This is a genomic window from Kribbella sp. CWNU-51 (genome assembly GCF_054073265.1).
Window position 1 is genome coordinate 78,036 of the sequence record NZ_JBSXMZ010000051.1, and the last position, 17,565, is coordinate 95,600.

Genomic DNA, 17,565 nt, shown 5'->3' on the forward strand with positions numbered 1-17,565 from the left:
AGCCACGCTGCCGACCGCCGCCATCGCTAGCGCGCAGCCGAGCTGCACTGTCGAGATGACCTGCTGGTAGTGCCGTCGGCAGTCGGTTGGTCTCTGGGGCGCCGTCCCGTCCCGTAGACTGGTGGCGTGGCTCGTGGCGATGGTCGGCTTACTCATGAACTTGACCCTCAGGACCTGGGGCCGCAGGACGCGTGTGGCGTCTTCGGGGTTTGGGCTCCTGGCGAAGAGGTTGCCAAGCTCACCTATTTCGGGCTCTACGCCTTGCAGCATCGCGGGCAGGAGTCGGCGGGGATCGCGGTCAGTAATGGCAGCCAGATTCTGGTCTACAAGGACATGGGTCTGGTCAGTCAGGCGTTCGACGAGGCGACGCTCGCGTCACTCCGAGGGCATATCGCGATCGGTCACTGCCGCTACTCGACGACCGGGTCCAGTGTCTGGGCGAACGCGCAGCCGACCTTCCGGTCCACCGCGACCGGCTCGATCGCGCTCGGTCACAACGGCAACCTGACCAACACCGGTGAGCTCGCCGCCAGTCTGAACGGCGAGGGTGAGCTCGATCTCGGCCTGGACGTCGAGGTCGAGCACGCGAAGGCGAACGCCAAGCACAGCGCCTCGTCCGACACCGACATCCTCACCTCGATGCTGGCCGGATACCCGGACCTCACCATCGAGCAGGCCGCCGCGAAGGTGCTGCCGAAGGTCAAGGGCGCCTTCAGCCTGATCTTCATGGACGAGAACACCCTGTACGCCGCGCGCGACCCGCAGGGCATCCGCCCGTTGGTGCTGGGCCGGCTGGAGCGCGGCTGGGTGATCGCCAGCGAGACCGCGGCCCTCGACATCGTCGGAGCGAGCTTCATCCGCGAGGTTGAGCCGGGTGAGATCGTCGCGATCGACGCCGAGGGGCTCCGCTCGACCAAGTTCGCCGAGCCGGACCCGAAGGGCTGCCTGTTCGAGTTCGTCTATCTGGCCCGCCCGGACACCCAGATCTCCGGTCAGCGGATCCACTCCACCCGGGTCGAGATCGGCCGCCGGCTGGCGCGTGAGCACCCGGCCGACGCCGACCTCGTGATCGCCACCCCGGAGTCCGGCGTACCGGGCGCGATCGGGTACGCCGAAGAGTCCGGCATCCCCTATGGATCCGGCCTGGTGAAGAACGCGTACGTCGGCCGCACGTTCATCCAGCCGAGTCAGACCATCCGCCAGCTCGGCATCCGGCTCAAGCTGAACCCGCTGCGCGAGGTGATCGAGGGCAAGCGGCTGGTCGTGGTCGACGACACGATTGTGCGCGGCAACACCCAGCGCGCGGTGATCCGGATGCTGCGTGAAGCCGGCGCGAGGGAGATCCACGTCCGGATCACCGCGCCGCCGGTGAAGTGGCCGTGCTTCTACGGCATCGACTTCGCCAGCCGTGCGGAACTGATCGCGAACGGCTTGAACACCGAGGAGATCTGCCGCTCGCTCGGCGCCGACTCGCTCGGGTACATCAGCCTGGATGTCCTGGTCGAGGCCACCACCGTGCCGAAGGAGCGGCTCTGCCGCGCCTGCTTCGACGGTGTCTACCCGGTCGCGCTGCCGGAGCCGGAGCAGCTCGGCAAGCACCTGCTCGAGCTGCCGGTGGCCACCGACGCCGACGGGCTGGCCACGGTCTCCGGCGGTGGTGGCGCCGCCGACGCGCTCAGCCGCCCGTAGTACGCCGTACCAAGGAGAGAAGAACGTGAGTCAAGGCGCGAGCTACGCCGCGGCCGGAGTCGACATCGAGGCCGGTGACCGGGCCGTCGAGCTGATGAAGGAGTGGGTGGCCAAGGCGACCCGCCCGGAGGTGGTCGGCGGGCTCGGCGGGTTCGCCGGGCTGTTCGACGCGACCGCGCTGACGTCGTACCGGCGGCCGCTGCTGGCGACCTCGACCGACGGGATCGGGACCAAGGTCGCGATCGCGCAGAAGCTGGACAAGCACGACACGATCGGGTTCGACCTGGTCGGGATGGTCGTCGACGACCTGGTCGTGTGCGGCGCCGAGCCGCTGTTCATGACCGACTACATCTGCACCGGCAAGGTGGTCCCGGAGACGATCGCGCAGATCGTGAAGGGCATCGCAGAGGCGTGCGTCGAGGCCGGTACGGCGCTCGTCGGCGGAGAGACCGCGGAACACCCCGGCCTGCTCGAGCCGGACGAGTACGACGTGGCCGGCGCGGCGACCGGTGTGGTCGAGGCCGACGAGGTGCTCGGCGCGGAGCGGGTGCGCGCGGGCGATGTCGTCGTGGCGATGGCGTCGTCGGGGCTGCACTCGAACGGGTACAGCCTGGTCCGGCACGTGTTCTTCGAGCGGGCCAAGTGGACGCTGGACCGGGAGGTCCCGGAGCTGGGCGCCACGCTCGGCGAGGTGCTGCTGACGCCGACCCGGGTGTACGCCAAGCACTGCCTGGAGCTGATCCAGGAGCTGAACGACGGGGACGAGCGACCGCTGCACGCGATGTCGCACATCACCGGCGGTGGCTTCGCGGCGAACCTGGCGCGGGTGATCCCGGACGAGCTGTCGGTCCGGATCGACCGGTCCACGTGGGCGCCGGCGCCGATCTTCGGCCTGGTCGGGTTGCTCGGCGACGTCGCACTGCCGGAGCTGGAGAAGACCCTGAACATGGGCGCCGGCATGGTCGCCGTCCTCGACCCGTCCGCAGCCGATGCCGCGATCACCGCGCTGGCGGCGCGCGACATCCCGGCCTGGGTGTGCGGTGAGGTCATCGCGAACGCCGGTGGCACGGTCACCCTCGAGGGCACCTACGCGAAGTAGGCCCCGCCTACCCCGAGATCACGGCACGCAGGAGTGCGCCGAGGTTTCAGGGTAGGCGACACCGCATCGGGTGTTGCTGGTGTGGTGGAGCTCGTCGGCGCACGGTGAACTGCTCAGGCACCCTGGTGGGTGCTGAGCAGTCAGCCGGGCTGGTGTTGCTTACCGACGGGGGTGGTAGTCGTCGGCGTCGTAGTCGTCGCCGTCGTTCTCGCCGTTCGCAGAACGGTCGCCACCTTGGTCGCCGGACAGCTCACGCTTGAGCTGGTCCAAGTCGGTGTCCCAGGTGCGGTACTTCAGGTCGCGAGCGACCTTCGTCTGCTTGGCCTTTGCACGGCCGCGCCCCATAGCGTCGACCCCCTCGCACAAGTCAACCGGGTACGCAGCGTGGCGCCCACGGATCAGTCGTCAGTAATCGTGGTTCAAGGATACCCGGAGCCAGGGATCGACACACGCACCGGCCCCCTGGCTGGACGTCGAGAGGTCCGATCACACCGCCGGCGGGGTGGACCGGTCCCCTCAAACCGGCCCACCCCGCCGCGTTCAGCCCTGCTACTTGACCTCGCGACGTGAGCTTGCCCACAGTCCGACGATGGTCGGGACGACGATCCAGACCCCGACCGCGACCAGCGTCTCGGGCAGCATCCCGTGCAGATCCCGCTCCGCGATCCGGCCGAAGGCGCCGAACACGTCCAGCCAGTTCGCGTTGTCCTTGAACAGCGCCGGCCCGGCCAGCGACCAGGCGGTCGGAGCGATGAAGTACACCAGGATCGCGACCGCGGTCTGGGCGATCACCGCACCGAAGGCGGCGCCCATCACCACGTTCAGCGCGACGGTCAGGTACGCCCCGGCGAGCTGTCCGCCGAGTCCGGCGTACGTCGTCGTGTGGTCGGTGACCGCTCCGGCCAGCGCAGTACCGGCGAACGCGAGGACGACGACCGCGGTCATCACCACGACACTCAGCACGATCGCGGAGACGAACTTGGCCAGCTGGACCCGCACCCGGCGCGGCGACAGCGTGAACGTGGTCAGCGCGGTCCGCTGGGTCCACTCGCTCGTCATCGCCATCACGCCGATCACCGGCAGCAGCAGCATGACGCTCGTCGACGCGGCGCCGAGGAAGCCGTCGAAGCCGGCCGGCCCCTCCGGCAGGTGCGTGAGCTGCCAGGTGATCGCGACCGCCGCGAGCAACAGGATCGCCGCGATCAGGACCCGGCCGCTGCGGGTGTTCACGGACTTGCGCAGCTCGATGGTGACGAGTTTCAGGAAGGACTGCCCGCGGGCCGGCGGCAGCGAGGTCGCCACCTCGGCCCGGTGCTTCGCAGGCGCCGTGGGCGCGATATCAGTGACGGTGGTCATGAGTATGAGCTCCAAGAAGTAGGTGTGATCAGGCCGCTGCGGCGACCGGGGCGGTCAGCTGGAAGAACAGGTCCTCCAGGCCGGCACCGTCGCTCTCGCGGAGTTCGAGAAGGATCTGACCGGCGGCTGCCGCGGCCCGCCCGACCTGCTCGGCGGTGGCGTCGACCCGCAGCGCGCCGTCGTGCAGCGGCTCGAGGTCCAGCCCCGCGGCGGTCAGTGCCTGGTTCAGGCCGATCGGGTCGAGACCGCGGACGAGTGTGCCGGTCCCGGCCAGCAACTCCTGCAGCGACCCGTTGGCGACGATCCGGCCGCCGCCGATGACGACCAGCCGGTCGACGGTCGCCTGCACCTCGCCCAGCAGGTGGCTGGACAGGATGACCGTGCCGCCCCGCGCGGCGAAGTCCTGCAGCAGACCGCGCATCCACCGGATGCCTTCGGGGTCCATGCCGTTGGCGGGCTCGTCCAGGATCAGTACGGCGGGATCGCCGAGCAGCGCGCTCGCGATACCGAGCCGCTGCCGCATGCCGAGCGAGTACTGCCCGACGCGGCGCTTCGCGGCGTCGCTGAGTCCGACCGCCTCGAGCATCTCGTCGGCGCGGCCCTTCGGGACGCCGAGCAGGCTCGCGTTCAGCAGCAGCGTCTCCCGGCCGGTGCGGCCCGGGTGCTGCGCGGCGGCGTCGAGCATGACCCCGACGACCCGGCCCGGATTCGGCAGGTCGGCGTACCGCTTGCCGGTGATGGTCGCGGTGCCGGACGACGGCGGGGTGAGTCCGGTCAGCATCCGCAGTGTGGTGGACTTGCCGGCGCCGTTCGGGCCGAGGAAGCCGGTGATGCTGCCGGGCTGGACCGTGAACGAAACGTCCTGGACAGCCGTGGTGCTGCCGTAGCGCTTGGTCAGATTCTCGACGGTGATCATGGCAACGAGTCAACCGTCACCGACCCCCGTCGCACATCGGACGACCGGCTGCACCGACCCCCTACGAAAGTCGTCCGGGAACGCCCTGGATCACACCCGGAAGGGGGACGTGGTCGCGTCCACCGGACAACTACGCTGACAGAATGCGACGGTTGCGCCGGTGGTACGCCTGGTGGGTCAGGCATGCCCCGCGCCTGCGCGACATCATGTTCGTCGGCTTCAGCCTGCTCACCATCGTCGCGCAGGCCGCCTCGGGCCAGGGCGGCTGGGACATCAAGGACTGGTACGTCCTCGGTGTGGGAGTGGTCGCGTCGGTCGCGCTGCTGTGGCGCAGACGGTTCCCGGCGACCGTCACCGCGATTACTGTCCTCGCGATGCTGGTCGCGGGCATCTTCGTCCCGATGGGCCTCGCCCTGCTGACCCTGGCGATCCGCCGGCGCGACCTCGTCCTCGCGATCCTGAGCCTGGCCGCGTACGCCGCCTACGTCCTCAACACCTGGGGTGGCGACGGCCAGTTCTGGGTGCCGGTGTTCACCGGACCGTTCCTGATCGGGACCTGGGTCGCGATCGGCGCGTACATCGGCGCCCGCCGCGACCTGATGGTGTCGTTGCGGGACCGGGCCGAGCGGGCCGAGGCCGAGCGCGAGCTGCGCAGCGAGCAGGCCCGGTTGGGGGAGCGTGCCCGGATCGCCCAGGAGATGCACGACGTACTCGCGCACAAGGTCTCGCTGATCGCATTGCACGCCGGCGGCCTCGAGGTGAACCCGGCTGTCGGCCCGGACAAGGTGGAGGGCTCGGCGCGGCTGATCCGGGAGACCGCGCGGCAGGCGATGGAGGATCTTCGCGAGGTTCTCGGCGTACTGCGCTCGGACGTCAGTGTGGACGGCGCCGACCTGGCGCCGGTGCCGCAGGCGGCGGATCTCGAACGGCTCGTCGCGGCGTCGCGGGACGCGGGGGTCAGCGTGACGAGCGAGTTCGCGCTGCCGGACGACGTACCGACGTCGCTCGGGCGGACGATCTATCGCGTGGTTCAGGAGTCGCTGACCAACGTGCACAAGCATGCGCGGGGAGCGTCGACCGAGGTGCAAGTGCACGGCGCTCCTGGTGAAGGTGTCACGGTCAGGGTGACGAACGTGCGGCCGGTGGCTGCTGGTTCACTGCTCCCAGGCGCCGGGGCCGGACTGGTCGGGCTGCGGGAGCGAGTGCAACTGGTGGGCGGTCGGCTGACGACCGGGCCGACGGCGGAAGGCGGCTGGCGCGTGGAAGCCTGGCTGCCCTGGGAAGACCACCGGCGGAGTGCTGAGCCTGTGTTCGTGGACGAAGGGGAACGATGACGCGGCTGCTGATCGTGGACGACGAGGCGCTGGTGCGGGCCGGGCTGAAGATGATCCTCGAGTCGGACGACGACCTCGAGGTGGTCGCCGAGGCCGACGACGGAGCCGACGCGACGGCCATGGTAAAGGAGCACCGTCCCGACGTCGTCCTGATGGACATCCGGATGCCGCGGCTGGACGGCTTGGCCGCTACCCGCGCGGTGCAGGCGCTGCCGGATCCGCCGAAGATCGTCGTCCTGACGACGTTCGACCTGGACGACTATGTCTTCCGGGCGCTGCAGGCCGGCGCGAGTGGCTTCCTGCTGAAGGACACACCGCCGCGGGAGTTGGTGCAGGCGATCAAGGTCGTGGCGGCCGGGGACGCGATGCTCTCGCCGGCGGTGACCCGCCGGCTGATCGGGCACTTCGCCGCGGACCCGCGCGCGGATCGGCGGCGGCTGGCCCAGGAGCGGATCAGCAAGCTCACCGAACGGGAGCGGGAGGTGCTGATCGAGGTCGGCCGCGGACTGCAGAACTCCGACATCGGCAAGACGCTGTTCATGAGCGAGGCGACGGTGAAGGCGCATGTCTCGCGGACGCTGGTGAAACTCTCGGCCACCAACCGGGTCCAGGTCGCGATCCTCGCCTACGAGGCCGGTCTTCTGGACGGCTAGGTCGTGTCTATAGGAAACCGGCCCGGGCCGTCGGAGGGGTGGGGGACGACGGCCCGTGCCGGTTTCAGTGGTCAGCGCGCCTTGGGGGGAGGGAACGCTGACGGACCGGCAACGCCCGGGGGAAAGGGCGCTACCGGCAGGACTCAGACGCGGCCGAAGGCCACGCTGCTGGTCCAGATCTTCGCCTTGGCGACCGGACGACCCGGACGCGAGGAGTGCCACAGCATGTTGCCACCGGCGTAGATGCCAACGTGGTACACGCCGCCGCCACCGCTCTTGAAGAACACCAGATCACCCGGCTTGGCGGTCTTCCGGCTGATGTGCTTGGTCGCGCTGTACTGCGCACGCGACGTACGCGGCAGCTTCTTGCCGGCCTTCTTGTACACGTAGCCGGTGTAGCCGGAGCAGTCGAAGCCGCGCGGGGTGGTGCCGCCGTAGCGGTACGGCGTGCCCTTGAGCTTCGCAGCCTCGCGGAGCACCTTGGCCCGGAACGTCCCGGTCGAGGCGCTCGAGCCGCTGCGGTGGGGACCGTAGAGCAGGTGGTGCTTGGCGGTGTAGGTGAGGCGGCCCCAGGTCGCCTTGTCCGTGTAGCCGGTGGCGCGCAGACCCCAAGATGCCTGGTACTTCTTCAGAATCCGCACGGTGCTGGTGCCGAAGTAGCCGTCCGGACCCAGGTGCAGAGCCCGCTGGACGTACTTCACGGTCGGGCCCCTGTCGCCGTACCGGAGCAGCGGCCTGCTGGGGATGCTCCAGTACCCACGCGGCGTGGCAGTGGCGGAGGTGGTCGTCGCCGAGGCGGTAGCCGGAGAGGCTGCGACCGAGAAAGCGGCTCCGCCGCCGACCGCGAGGCCGACCGAAAGAACGGCGGCAGCGGCGCGGGGAGTTGCAGGCTTGGTGGGCTTGCGGTGCTTCGCGATGGTCCGGCCGGTGGGCCGGACGGTACTGATGTCGTTCTGGCTGACGGCGCGCGAAAGCGACGTCCGTCGGGCAGTGACGGGCATGGTTGTCTCCCGACGCCTGTGAAGTTAGCTGTCGGGTTCGGGCTGGGATTCATAGCCCGGTCCGCTCCCGCGGACTTCACCCCAGGGTTTCGACCACTCACGGTCGAGACCCAACTTCCTGGGTCCCCCACCCCTGCCATAAATTTTCGAGGGGAGCAGGCGGGCCTTGGCAGGGCTCGGCGTTGACCCGTCTGCGGTTCGTCGTCTTTACCGAACCGCCGCCGACTGTATAACAGAACGATCACGACGCAAACCCTCAGATCCACAGAGACCCTCCGGAAAGGCCCTGGAAGGCTGTCTGACGGGTCAGGGAGTCAAGGTGAACACCAGGTGTCCTGAGCGCGTCTGAGCGTGCCTCAGACGGCAAATGGCGGGTTCGATGTGACCTCAGTCACATTTCACGGTGGCTTTCTGTGACAACGGGCACAGTGCGTGTCAAGGGCACCCTGAAGTCCTTGCGATTTCAGCGATTTCCGAGCAGCTCGACGAACCGGTCCAGGCCGACGTTCCCGCCCGACAGCACCACGCCGACGCGCTCGGGCAGCCCACGCATCCGGCCGGCCAGCAGGGCCGCCAGCGCACTCGCGCCACTCGGCTCGAGGACGATCTTCAGCCGCTCGAACGCGAACGCCATCGCGACCAGGATCTCGTCGTCGCTGACCAGCTCGAAGCTGTCCACCAGCCGCCGGTTCACCGCGAACGTCAGCTCGCCCGGCGTCGAGATCGCCTGCCCATCGGCGATCGTCCGCGGTACGTCGATCTCCACCCGCTCGCCGGCGGCCAGCGACCGGGCGTGGTCGTCCCCGGCGGCCGGCTCGACGCCGATCATCCGGATCCCCGGCGACATCATCGTCGCCGCGGTCGCGCAGCCGGCCATCAGCCCGCCGCCGCCGACCGGAACCAGCAGTGCCCCGAGGTGTCCGACCTCCTCGATCAGCTCCAGTGCGACCGTCCCCTGCCCGGCCATCACGTCGACATGGTCGTACGGCGGAATCAGCGTGAGTCCACGCTCGGTCGCCAGCTCCTTGGCGAGCGCGGCCCGGTCCTGTGTATAGCGGTCGTACTCGACGATCTCGGCGCCGTACCCGCGGGTGGCGGCGAGCTTCGTCGGCGGCGCGTCCGCGGGCATCAGGATGACCGCCTTCGCGCCGGCGATCCGCGCGGCCAGGGCGACCGCCTGCGCGTGATTGCCGGACGAGTACGCCGCGACGCCGTACCGGAGTTGCTTTGGGGTGAGCCGGCTGATCGCGTTGAAGGCGCCGCGGAACTTGAAGGCGCCGATCCGCTGCAGGTTCTCCGCCTTGAGGAACACCTGCGCCCCGACCCGCTCGTCCAGGGTCCGCGAGGTGAGCACCGGCGTACGGTGGGCGACCCCGGCGATGCGGTCCGCGGCGGCTCGGACATCTGTGAGACTCAGCGCGGTCATGGGGCCTCCCGGCCTGGACTGAGGAGCGGAGGGAGCGAAGCGACTGGAGCGACGAGGGAAGGCCGGGAGTAACAGCCCCATGACCCGCCGCACCGGAGGCGCGGCATCAACACTGCCATGGGGTGACGCTATCTGCTTGCTAGCGATGTCAAGATGGCGCGGTCCGCTCCGTACTGATGGACGAGAGGCGCCCACACCGGGGGCCACGGGCGAAGGAGACACTGTGAAGTACCTACTGGTCCTGAACATCAACCCCGACGTGCTGGCCGCGCTGACCGAGGAGGAGCAGCAGGCCATCGGCGCCGGGCACCAGAAGTTCATGGAGACGACGAAGGCGTCGGGTGAGTTCCACAGCACGGTCGCACTGGCGGAGCCGGCCAAGTCCGTGGTCGTGAAGGTCCGCGACGGTATGCCGGCGGTGACCGACGGGCCGTTCGTGGAGTCGAAGGAGTTCCTCGGTGGCTACTACCTGATCGAGTCGGCCACCCCGGAGCGCATGCACGAGCTGGCGGCGATGATCCCGGACGCCGGGATCGAGGGCCTCGGCGTGGAGGTCCGGCCGGTCGTGTTCTCCGACGGTCTCTGACTGTCCATGACGAAGGGGGTTCTCCACGGTCTGTGGAGAACCCCCTTGTTTTCCTGAGGTTTCAGGAAGTCTGGTCGTCGACGTTCGCGTCGGCGGCGTTCTTCTTGATCGACTCGATGCCGTTCAGAGCCGAGGCTTTGGTCTTGTAGCTCTCGCTGCTGGTCGCGATCACCTCGCCGTTCCCGGCCTTCAGCCGGAAGCGGTACTCACCTGACTTGTCCTCGTACAGCTCGAACTTCCCCGCCATCGGTAAACCTCCGCGTGTAGTGGTATCGCTCCGCTTCGGAGCGTAGTCCCGTCAGCCCGGCGGGACCTCGCGCACCACGCCGGGCGCGTCGGACCAGCCCGGCCAGGGCCCGGGTGGCGGCCCGTCGGCGTCGGGGCGCTCCTCTTCCACCGTCTTGTACGGCGTCAGGCCACGCGCCTTGTAGTTCGCCACCGCGGCGGGCCCGTCGAGGGTGTTCGTGTGCACCCAGACCCGGGTGATCGGGTCCACGCCGGCGTGCCGCTCGTGCAGGGTCCACGCGTTCCGCAAGCCGACCGTGAGTAGATGGCCGCCGATCCCGCGGCCGATGAAGCCACGCAACAGTCCGAAGTTCTCGATCTCGGTCTCCTGGCCGACGCCGCGCAGAGCGACGTACCCGGCCGGAACGCCGCCGACCCACGGCACGTAGGTCTCGAAGCCGGGCCGGCTCAGCCAGTCGACCCACTGGTCCCAGTTCCAGCCGTGCTTGCCGATCCAATGCCAGTGACCGCCGACAGCGGTGTAGAGGTAGCGGGCGAACTCCGGTGAGACCTCCTCGACCCGCCTGACCTCTATCGGCTGCTCTCGCGCCGGCACCAGCTCGTCAGGACTGTTCTGCTGCAGATAGGTGATGACGCTGAGAGCCAAGCTGCTACTCCTTGTTCAGTACGCCGCACACGCCGGAGACCACCAGATCGATCCCCAAGGTGTAGTAGCGGTCGGTCGACGACGGACAGATCAGTGTGTCCGCGGCGGCAGTGATCAGCGGGTACTTCCGCGGGGACAGCGCTCCGAGCGCCGCACGCTTCATCCGCAACGAATCCTCGCGCTTGACCGGGTCACTGACTTCCCGGGTGATCGGATCCGTCGTCACCAGGGTGATCAGTGAGCACAGCGACTGGCGGCCGACCTCGGCCGCGTCATCGATCGAGAACCCGCCTTCGGTGAGCAGCTCCATCGTCCGCTCGGCCATGGCCAGCCCTGGCTCGGACGCCAGGATCCGGACGAGGGTGAGGTCTGCCAGCCGCGGATGCCCGCGCAAGGCGGTCACGAACGTGGTCAGCACCTTGTGCAGCTGTTTGTCCCACCGCTCGTCGGTCGGCTCCGGCAGTACGACGTCCGCCAGCAGGCGATCGCCGAGAGCGGCCAGCAAGTCGTCCTTGTCCTTGAAGTGCCGGTACAGCGCCATCGGCGTGACCTCGTGCTGGCCGGCCAGCCGGCGGAACGTGACAGCGGCCGGTCCCTCGTCGTCGGCGATGGCCAACGCGCTGTCGACGACCTTCTCCGGATCCAGGCGGCGGCCGCTCTCTTTGGTAATCACGTTGACAAGTTTACACCGTAGACCTAGTGTCTACTACGTAAGCTTACGGCGTATACATACGGCGTAGACTCTCTTTCTGAGTGAGGTAGTCATGCGACGCAGTCCTTGGGCCACCCTGGCGGTGCTGGCTCTCGCGCAGTTCATCGTGGTGCTCGACGTGACGATCGTGAACGTCGCGCTGCCCCACATCCAGGCGGACCTGCACTTCTCCGCCGACTCCCTGCAGTGGGTGATCAACGCCTACACCCTGCTCTTCGGCGGCTTCCTGCTGCTGGGCGGGCGGATGGCCGACCTGCTCGGGCCGCGCCGGGTGTTCGTGGCCGGTCTGCTGCTGTTCGGTGTCACCTCGCTCCTGGCGGGGTTGTCCAACTCACCCGAGTTCCTGATCGGTGCGCGCGCCGTGCAGGGTCTTGGTGGTGCATTGCTGTCACCTGCCGCGCTGGCGATCCTGACGATGACGTTCGCGCATGGCCGCGAGCGGAACATCGCCATGGGCGTCTGGGGTGGTCTCGCCGGCCTTGGTGGGACGCTCGGTGTGGTGGCGGGCGGCGTACTGGTCGATTCACTTAGCTGGCAGTGGGTGTTCTTCGTCAACGTGCCGATAGTGCTCGCACTCGTCGCTTTGATCCCGGTGTTCGTTCCCGACGTACGGCACTCGTCTGGACGTCGTACCTTCGACACTCTGGGCGCAGTGCTCGGGACCGCGGGCCTCATGGCTGTTGTGTACGGCGTGGTGCGGTCGGAGCCCGCGGGATGGGGATCCGCTGAGGTTGTCGGCGTACTGATCGCTGGAGTGGTCCTGCTTGCGGCGTTTGTTGTGGTGGAGCGGCGGTCTGCTGCGCCACTGGTGCCGATGCGGCTGTTCCGGTCGCGTGCGTTGAGTGTTTCGGGCGCATCGCTCGCTTTGAACGGCGCTGCGTTCCTCTCCATGTTCTTCTTGACAGCTATCTACTTGCAGCAGGTCCGTGGAGACAGTGCGCTCGAGGCTGGTGTGCACTTCCTGCCGATGGGTGGTGCGGCCATCGTCGGCGCGATCCTGGCTTCCCAGCTCGTGCAGCGGGTCGGCACTCGCACGGTGCAGCTCGCCGGCGCCGTCCTGAGCGTCACCGGTCTGTTCTGGCTTTCCCAGGCCGACGCCGCTGGCAGCTACCCCTCGCAGCTACTCCCCGGCCTGATCATCTTCGGCTTCGGCATCATCGGCGTCGGCGTACCCGGCCAGATCACCGCCGTGTCCGAAGTCCGCCCCGCTGAGGCCGGTGCGGCATCCGGTGTGGTCAACGCGATGTACCAGGTGGGCGGTGCGCTGGGCCTCGCGATCGTGACCACGCTCTCCATCAGCCACACGACCCACGAACTGACCCACGGCGCCACCCAGCTGCAAGCCCTCCAGTCCGGCTTCCAGCGCGGCCTGCTGGCAGCCGCCGCCTTCGCCGTGGCCAACGTCCTCCTGACCATGGCCACTCCCCAACTCCAGCCAACCTCCGAACAACTGACCGAAGCCACAGCCGCCGCCTGACAACCCCTTGAACGAGCTCCGGCCCCACCGGCCGGGGCTCGTTCAGTTGCCCCTAGTTGATCCTTGGGGGGAATGCCTCGGGTCGTCCCGGATGTCTGGGCCGGTCTGGTCCGTGAGGGTTGAGGGACGGACTGGTGATGGGAGCTGGGGATGAAGCTGGTTGCTGTGGTTACTGCGGCTGTTGTGGGGCTGTCGCCGGGTGTGGCGGTGGCGGGGGATCGTGGCGGGCTGCAGAAGGGCCTTGATGACGTGGTGGCCGTGAGTGCTGTGGGGGCACTGGCGGAGGTGCGGCATGGGCAGCGGGTGTGGCGGGGGAGCAGTGGGGTGGCCGAGGTGGAGACCACGAAGACTGTGCCCGTTGGTGCGCGCGTGCGGGTCGGGAGTATTACGAAGACGTTTGTGGCGACCGTCGTACTGCAGTTGGTCGACGAGGGATGGTTGCGGCTCGACGACTCAGTGGAGCACTGGCTGCCGGGCGTCGTACCGAACGGCTCAGGTATCACCGTGCGGCAGTTGCTCAACCACACCAGTGGTTTGTTCGACTACAAGGACACTCTGCCGATGCCGCCCTCGCACGAGTTCCTGGACAACCGGTGGCGGACGTGGACCGCATCCGAGCTGATCCAGCGTGCGGTCGCCGAGCCGGCGACGTTCGAGCCGCCGGGGTCGTCGTACACCTACTCGAACACCAACTACCTGCTGATCGGCGAGATCATTAAGAAGGCCACCGGCCACACGTACGGCGACGAGATCGAACGTCGCCTGATCCGCCCACTGGGCCTGCACGGTACGTCGGCACCGGGCACGTCACCGTGGATCCGCGGCCCGCATCCGCACGGCTACATCCCAACCGGGCAAGGCCTGCTCGACTACACGGAGCTGAACCCGTCGTTGTTCGGCGCCAGCGGCGAGATGATCTCCACGACGGCCGACCTGAACACCTTCTTCGCCGCCCTCCTCGGTGGACAGCTCCTCCCACGCCGCCTTCTCCATGAGATGAAGACCCCCGGCACCAAGGACGGCACCTACGGCCTCGGCCTCTCCTGGCACGACACCTCCTGCGGCACCCGCGTCTACGGCAACGACGGCGACGCGCTGGCGTATCAGGCCTACTCCTTCTCCACTGCCGACACCCACCGCCAGATCACCGTTGCCGTCACCCCCAACTTCACCAACAACCCCGATGCCCCCGTCAACGCCTTGATAGACAAGGCCATCTGCTCCTGAAGGGTTCACTGACTCAAGCGTTGAATCGCTGCTGGTATTGGGCCGGCGTCAGTCCGAGGCTTCGTTGGAAGTGGCGGTGGAGGTGGCTCTGGTCGGCGAAGCCGGTGGCTGTGGCGGCTTCGCCGATCGTCACGCCGGCCTCGAGCATCCGGCGGGCGGCTCGGATGCGGTGTGCGAGTTGTAGCGCGTGGGGAGGTAGCCCGGTGCGCTGGCGGAAGAGCCGGATGAGGCGGAACTTCCCGATGCCCGCGACAGCGGCGAGCTCATCGAGTCCGACGTTCCGCTGGGGCTGGTCGGCGAGATAGTCGAAGGCGAGGCGAAGCGCGCTGTCCTCCCGAGCCGTGGTCGCCGACCGCGGCGAGCGGACGGCTGATGTGCGGTCGATCAGAAGCCGCAACCACTCGGCGAGGAGCTCGTCTTGTTCGAGTCGGGTGCACGCCGACTCGAGGGTCGTGTGAAGCCGTAGGAAGCCTGCCGCGAGCTCGGTGTCGGAGAGCACTGGATCGGGAAACAGTACGTCGGCCAACGGGTCGGACTCGGAATCGTCCGCGAGCGCTGCCAGATCCGCGACTTCGATCACCAGCAGACGAGCCCGCCACGGGCGCTCGTCGACGGCGCTGCCCGCGTGGGCGTGAGAGGGGTCCCAGGCAACCAGTTGGCCTGGGCGGACCAGGCGGTGCTCGCGGCCGCGCCACGACCGCATCGGCTGCTCGCCCACGATTCCGAAGACATACTCGCCGCGCGGTTCCACGGCGTACCGAGTGGTTCGGCCCGCCATCAGCAGGACCCGGTGCTCGTCCGGTGCACGCCACATCCGAACCTGCTCAGTCGCCACGTCACCATGCTAGGCAGGTGCAAGAACGTTCAAGACGGTCTCTTCGCGGCGACGTACGTTGCGGGCATGTCGATCACCGCACACATTGTCGTTCAGGGCGCCGAGCGCGCCGCGGCCTTCTACCGGGAAGCGTTCGGCGCCGAGGAGATCGAGCGCATCCCGACACCTGACGGCCGGCTCATGTCGGTTCAGCTGCGCATCGGCGACAGCCTCCTCCATGTGGCCGACGAGTTTCCGGAAATGGGCGTTCTCGCTCCGCCCACGATCGGTGGGACTGCCGTCGTACTGGCGCTCGGCGTTGCCGACGCGGAGGCGGTGTTCGCGCAGGCGGTTGCCGCCGGCGCCGAGGTTCGCCAGCCGCTGCAGGACACCTTCTGGGGCGACCTGCACGGCCAGTTCGACGACCCGTTCGGCCACCGCTGGAACGTCGACCAGCACCTACGCGACGTCCCCCACGACGAGGTGGTAGCCGCCGCAGCCCAAGCCTTCTCCTGACCTGTGCCACCGGCCGTTTGGTTGGGCCGAGGCGCCGAAGCTCAGGGCGCTGGATGCGGCGAGTGACGTCGCCGTCACCATCGATGACTCGTGGTCGGCATACAGAGTGTTGCTCGACTTCGAAACCCGCTTCCCAGCGCACTGACGGTCCAGCAACTAATTGCCATCCAGGCTCTTGTTTCTGCCTGGGGTGCGGGTTCAGGATGCCGGAGGGAGGGCACATGAGAATCCGCCAATTGATTGTTGCTGCCACAGTCTCGTCCGCGCTGGTCGCCGGGGTGATGTCGGTCCCCGTCGCAACCGCTGCGCCGTCGAGCCCGTCTTCGACCAGCTACACGCCGCCGCCAGTGCAGTGGGGCGCATGCACCGATCCACGCTTGGTAAGGGCCGGTGCTCAATGCGGCTACGTCGTCGTACCGCTCGACTACGACCATCCGAAGGGGACCAAGATCCAGCTCGCGGTGTCCCGGGTGATGCACAAGACGCCCGACTCGCAGGCGCAGGGTCCGATGCTGGTGAACCCGGGCGGTCCGGGTGGCTCCGGCCTGATCTACGCGATCCTCGGCCCGGCCATCCCGCATGGTGCCGGTGACGCGTACGACTGGGTCGGTTTCGACCCGCGTGGTGTCGGCTCGAGCAAGCCGGCACTGAGCTGCATCCCGGACTACGCCGGCTACAACCGTCCGTTCTACGTGCCGGTCACGCCGAAGATCGAGCAGACCTGGCTCAAGCTGTCCAGGTCGTACGCCAAGGCTTGCGACGCCAACCAGCACGCGCTGCTCGGCCACCTCAAGACCACCGACTCGGTGCGCGACATGGAGAGCATCCGCAAGGCCCTCGGCGCACCGCAGATCAACTACTACGGATTCTCGTACGGCACGTACCTCGGCCAGGTGTACGGAACCCTGTACCCGAACCGGCTGCGCCGGGTCGTCTTCGACGGCGTCGTCAACGCGACGCGGGTCTGGTACGACGCCAACCTCGACCAGGACATCGCGTTCAACAAGAGCGTGAAGGTCTTCTTCCAGTACGTCGCGGCGCACGACTCGACCTGGCACCTCGGCAAGACCGAAGCCGCGGTCGAGCGCCTGTACTACCGCGAGATGGTCAAGCTCATCGGCCACCCGGCCGACGGCAAGATCGGTCCGTCCGAGTGGACCGACGTCTTCACCCAGGCGGCGTACTACGTGTACGGCTGGGTGGATGTGGCCGACGCGTTCGCCGCGTGGGTGCACAACCGTGACGCCTCAGGGCTGGTCGCGCTGTACGGCGGTCCGCCGTTCGACGACAACGGGTACGCCATCTACCTCGGCGTTTCGTGCACCGATGCCCCGTGGCCCAGCAAGTGGAGCACATGGCAGCGCGACAACTGGCGCACGTTCGCCAAGGCACCGTTCCTGACCTGGGCCAACGCCTGGTTCAACGCGCCGTGCTTCTACTGGCCGGCGAAAGCAGGGAAGCCGGTCAAGGTCGACGGCCGAGGAGTCAAGAGTCTCTTGATGATCAACGAGACCTTGGACGCGGCAACGCCGTACTCGGGCGCACTCCAAACCCGCAAGACGTTCCCGCACTCCGTCCTGATCGAGGGCGTCGGCGGAACAACCCACGCCGGCTCACTATCCGGCGTGACGTGCACCGACGATCGCATCGCGGCGTACCTCCAAACCGGAGCCCTGCCACCTCGCAAGCACGGCAACCGCTCCGACGTCCAATGCGACCCGGTCCCCGCCCCCGAACCCCCGGCCGCCGCTGCCTCCAAGTCCGCCTCAACCGGCGCGACTAAGTCGCTGAGAAACACCCTGTCCCCGACCATCCCCTAACCACCAACACCAGACTGCACCGGCCGAACAACCTTCGGCCGGTGCAG

At 68.2% G+C, this 17,565-nt stretch carries 18 protein-coding genes and 1 riboswitch; of the genes, 9 read left to right on the forward strand and 9 right to left on the reverse strand.

Going from position 1 to position 17,565, the window contains the following annotated elements; genetic code table 11:
• The first annotated feature begins 126 nt into the window (after positions 1-126).
• Both purF and purM read left to right on the forward strand, forming a co-directional pair.
• Entirely contained in the window at positions 127-1,689 is a 1,563-nt protein-coding gene (purF, locus tag ACXC9Q_RS37480) for an amidophosphoribosyltransferase (protein WP_457061410.1), read from the forward strand.
• Positions 1,690-1,714: 25 nt separating this feature from the next.
• On the forward strand, positions 1,715-2,788 hold the full coding sequence (purM, locus tag ACXC9Q_RS37485) for a phosphoribosylformylglycinamidine cyclo-ligase (RefSeq protein ID WP_457061412.1): 1,074 nt from the start codon (positions 1,715-1,717) through the stop codon (positions 2,786-2,788).
• Positions 2,789-2,947: 159 nt separating this feature from the next.
• Here the strand turns inward: purM and ACXC9Q_RS37490 are convergent, their stop codons facing one another.
• The 3 genes from ACXC9Q_RS37490 to ACXC9Q_RS37500 form a co-directional block, all read right to left on the reverse strand.
• Entirely contained in the window at positions 2,948-3,133 is a 186-nt protein-coding gene (locus ACXC9Q_RS37490) for a DUF3073 domain-containing protein (protein WP_137252242.1), read from the reverse strand.
• A gap of 204 nt (positions 3,134-3,337) precedes the next feature.
• Positions 3,338-4,144, reverse strand: a complete 807-nt coding sequence (locus ACXC9Q_RS37495; RefSeq protein ID WP_457061414.1) for an ABC transporter permease — start codon at positions 4,142-4,144, stop codon at positions 3,338-3,340.
• Between the two features lie 28 nt (positions 4,145-4,172).
• Positions 4,173-5,060, reverse strand: coding sequence for an ABC transporter ATP-binding protein (locus ACXC9Q_RS37500; RefSeq protein WP_457061415.1), 888 nt, complete (start codon positions 5,058-5,060; stop codon positions 4,173-4,175).
• A 143-nt stretch (positions 5,061-5,203) separates the two neighbouring features.
• Here ACXC9Q_RS37500 and ACXC9Q_RS37505 point away from each other — a divergent pair, with 143 nt between their 5' ends.
• A complete protein-coding gene (locus tag ACXC9Q_RS37505; RefSeq protein ID WP_457061416.1) occupies positions 5,204-6,394 on the forward strand; it encodes a sensor histidine kinase in 1,191 nt (396 codons plus the stop codon).
• Positions 6,391-7,047 carry a response regulator gene (locus ACXC9Q_RS37510; RefSeq protein WP_457061418.1) on the forward strand — a complete coding sequence of 219 codons (657 nt, stop codon included), beginning with the start codon at positions 6,391-6,393 and terminating at the stop codon, positions 7,045-7,047. The genes ACXC9Q_RS37505 and ACXC9Q_RS37510 overlap by 4 nt, the downstream gene beginning before the upstream one ends.
• Positions 7,048-7,190: 143 nt before the next feature.
• Here ACXC9Q_RS37510 and ACXC9Q_RS37515 read toward each other — a convergent pair whose 3' ends face one another.
• Positions 7,191-8,048: a C40 family peptidase gene (locus ACXC9Q_RS37515; protein ID WP_457061420.1), complete on the reverse strand. Its 858-nt coding sequence runs from the start codon at positions 8,046-8,048 to the stop codon at positions 7,191-7,193.
• Positions 8,048-8,220, reverse strand: a riboswitch (cyclic di-AMP (ydaO/yuaA leader). (Overlaps the previous gene by 1 nt.)
• 291 nt (positions 8,221-8,511) lie before the next feature.
• Entirely contained in the window at positions 8,512-9,474 is a 963-nt protein-coding gene (locus ACXC9Q_RS37520; RefSeq protein ID WP_457061421.1) for a pyridoxal-phosphate dependent enzyme, read from the reverse strand.
• Positions 9,475-9,697: 223 nt separating this feature from the next.
• Between ACXC9Q_RS37520 and ACXC9Q_RS37525 the strand changes: the two genes are divergently transcribed.
• Positions 9,698-10,060, forward strand: coding sequence for a YciI family protein (locus tag ACXC9Q_RS37525; RefSeq protein WP_457061423.1), 363 nt, complete (start codon positions 9,698-9,700; stop codon positions 10,058-10,060).
• A gap of 61 nt (positions 10,061-10,121) precedes the next feature.
• On the opposite strand, the gene ACXC9Q_RS37530 is transcribed toward ACXC9Q_RS37525, so the two are convergent.
• From ACXC9Q_RS37530 to ACXC9Q_RS37540, 3 genes are read right to left on the reverse strand one after another with little or no spacing between them, the layout of a single operon-like run.
• A complete protein-coding gene (locus ACXC9Q_RS37530) occupies positions 10,122-10,307 on the reverse strand; it encodes a YegP family protein (protein WP_328525471.1) in 186 nt (61 codons plus the stop codon).
• 51 nt (positions 10,308-10,358) lie between these two features.
• Positions 10,359-10,952, reverse strand: a complete 594-nt coding sequence (locus ACXC9Q_RS37535) for a GNAT family N-acetyltransferase (protein ID WP_457061425.1) — start codon at positions 10,950-10,952, stop codon at positions 10,359-10,361.
• A gap of 4 nt (positions 10,953-10,956) precedes the next feature.
• Complete coding sequence (locus ACXC9Q_RS37540; protein WP_457061427.1) at positions 10,957-11,625, reverse strand: TetR/AcrR family transcriptional regulator; 669 nt, start codon at positions 11,623-11,625, stop codon at positions 10,957-10,959.
• 91 nt (positions 11,626-11,716) lie between these two features.
• On the opposite strand from ACXC9Q_RS37540, the gene ACXC9Q_RS37545 reads away from it, so the two are divergent.
• Positions 11,717-13,141, forward strand: a complete 1,425-nt coding sequence (locus ACXC9Q_RS37545) for an MFS transporter (protein ID WP_457061429.1) — start codon at positions 11,717-11,719, stop codon at positions 13,139-13,141.
• A 150-nt stretch (positions 13,142-13,291) separates the two neighbouring features.
• Complete coding sequence (locus ACXC9Q_RS37550; protein ID WP_457061431.1) at positions 13,292-14,368, forward strand: serine hydrolase domain-containing protein; 1,077 nt, start codon at positions 13,292-13,294, stop codon at positions 14,366-14,368.
• Positions 14,369-14,381: 13 nt separating this feature from the next.
• Here the strand turns inward: ACXC9Q_RS37550 and ACXC9Q_RS37555 are convergent, their stop codons facing one another.
• Positions 14,382-15,203, reverse strand: coding sequence for a helix-turn-helix domain-containing protein (locus ACXC9Q_RS37555; RefSeq protein WP_457061433.1), 822 nt, complete (start codon positions 15,201-15,203; stop codon positions 14,382-14,384).
• Between the two features lie 66 nt (positions 15,204-15,269).
• Here ACXC9Q_RS37555 and ACXC9Q_RS37560 point away from each other — a divergent pair, with 66 nt between their 5' ends.
• Positions 15,270-15,698 carry a VOC family protein gene (locus tag ACXC9Q_RS37560; protein WP_329483785.1) on the forward strand — a complete coding sequence of 143 codons (429 nt, stop codon included), beginning with the start codon at positions 15,270-15,272 and terminating at the stop codon, positions 15,696-15,698.
• A gap of 221 nt (positions 15,699-15,919) precedes the next feature.
• Positions 15,920-17,518 carry an alpha/beta fold hydrolase gene (locus ACXC9Q_RS37565; RefSeq protein WP_457061435.1) on the forward strand — a complete coding sequence of 533 codons (1,599 nt, stop codon included), beginning with the start codon at positions 15,920-15,922 and terminating at the stop codon, positions 17,516-17,518.
• Positions 17,519-17,565 lie beyond the last annotated feature (47 nt).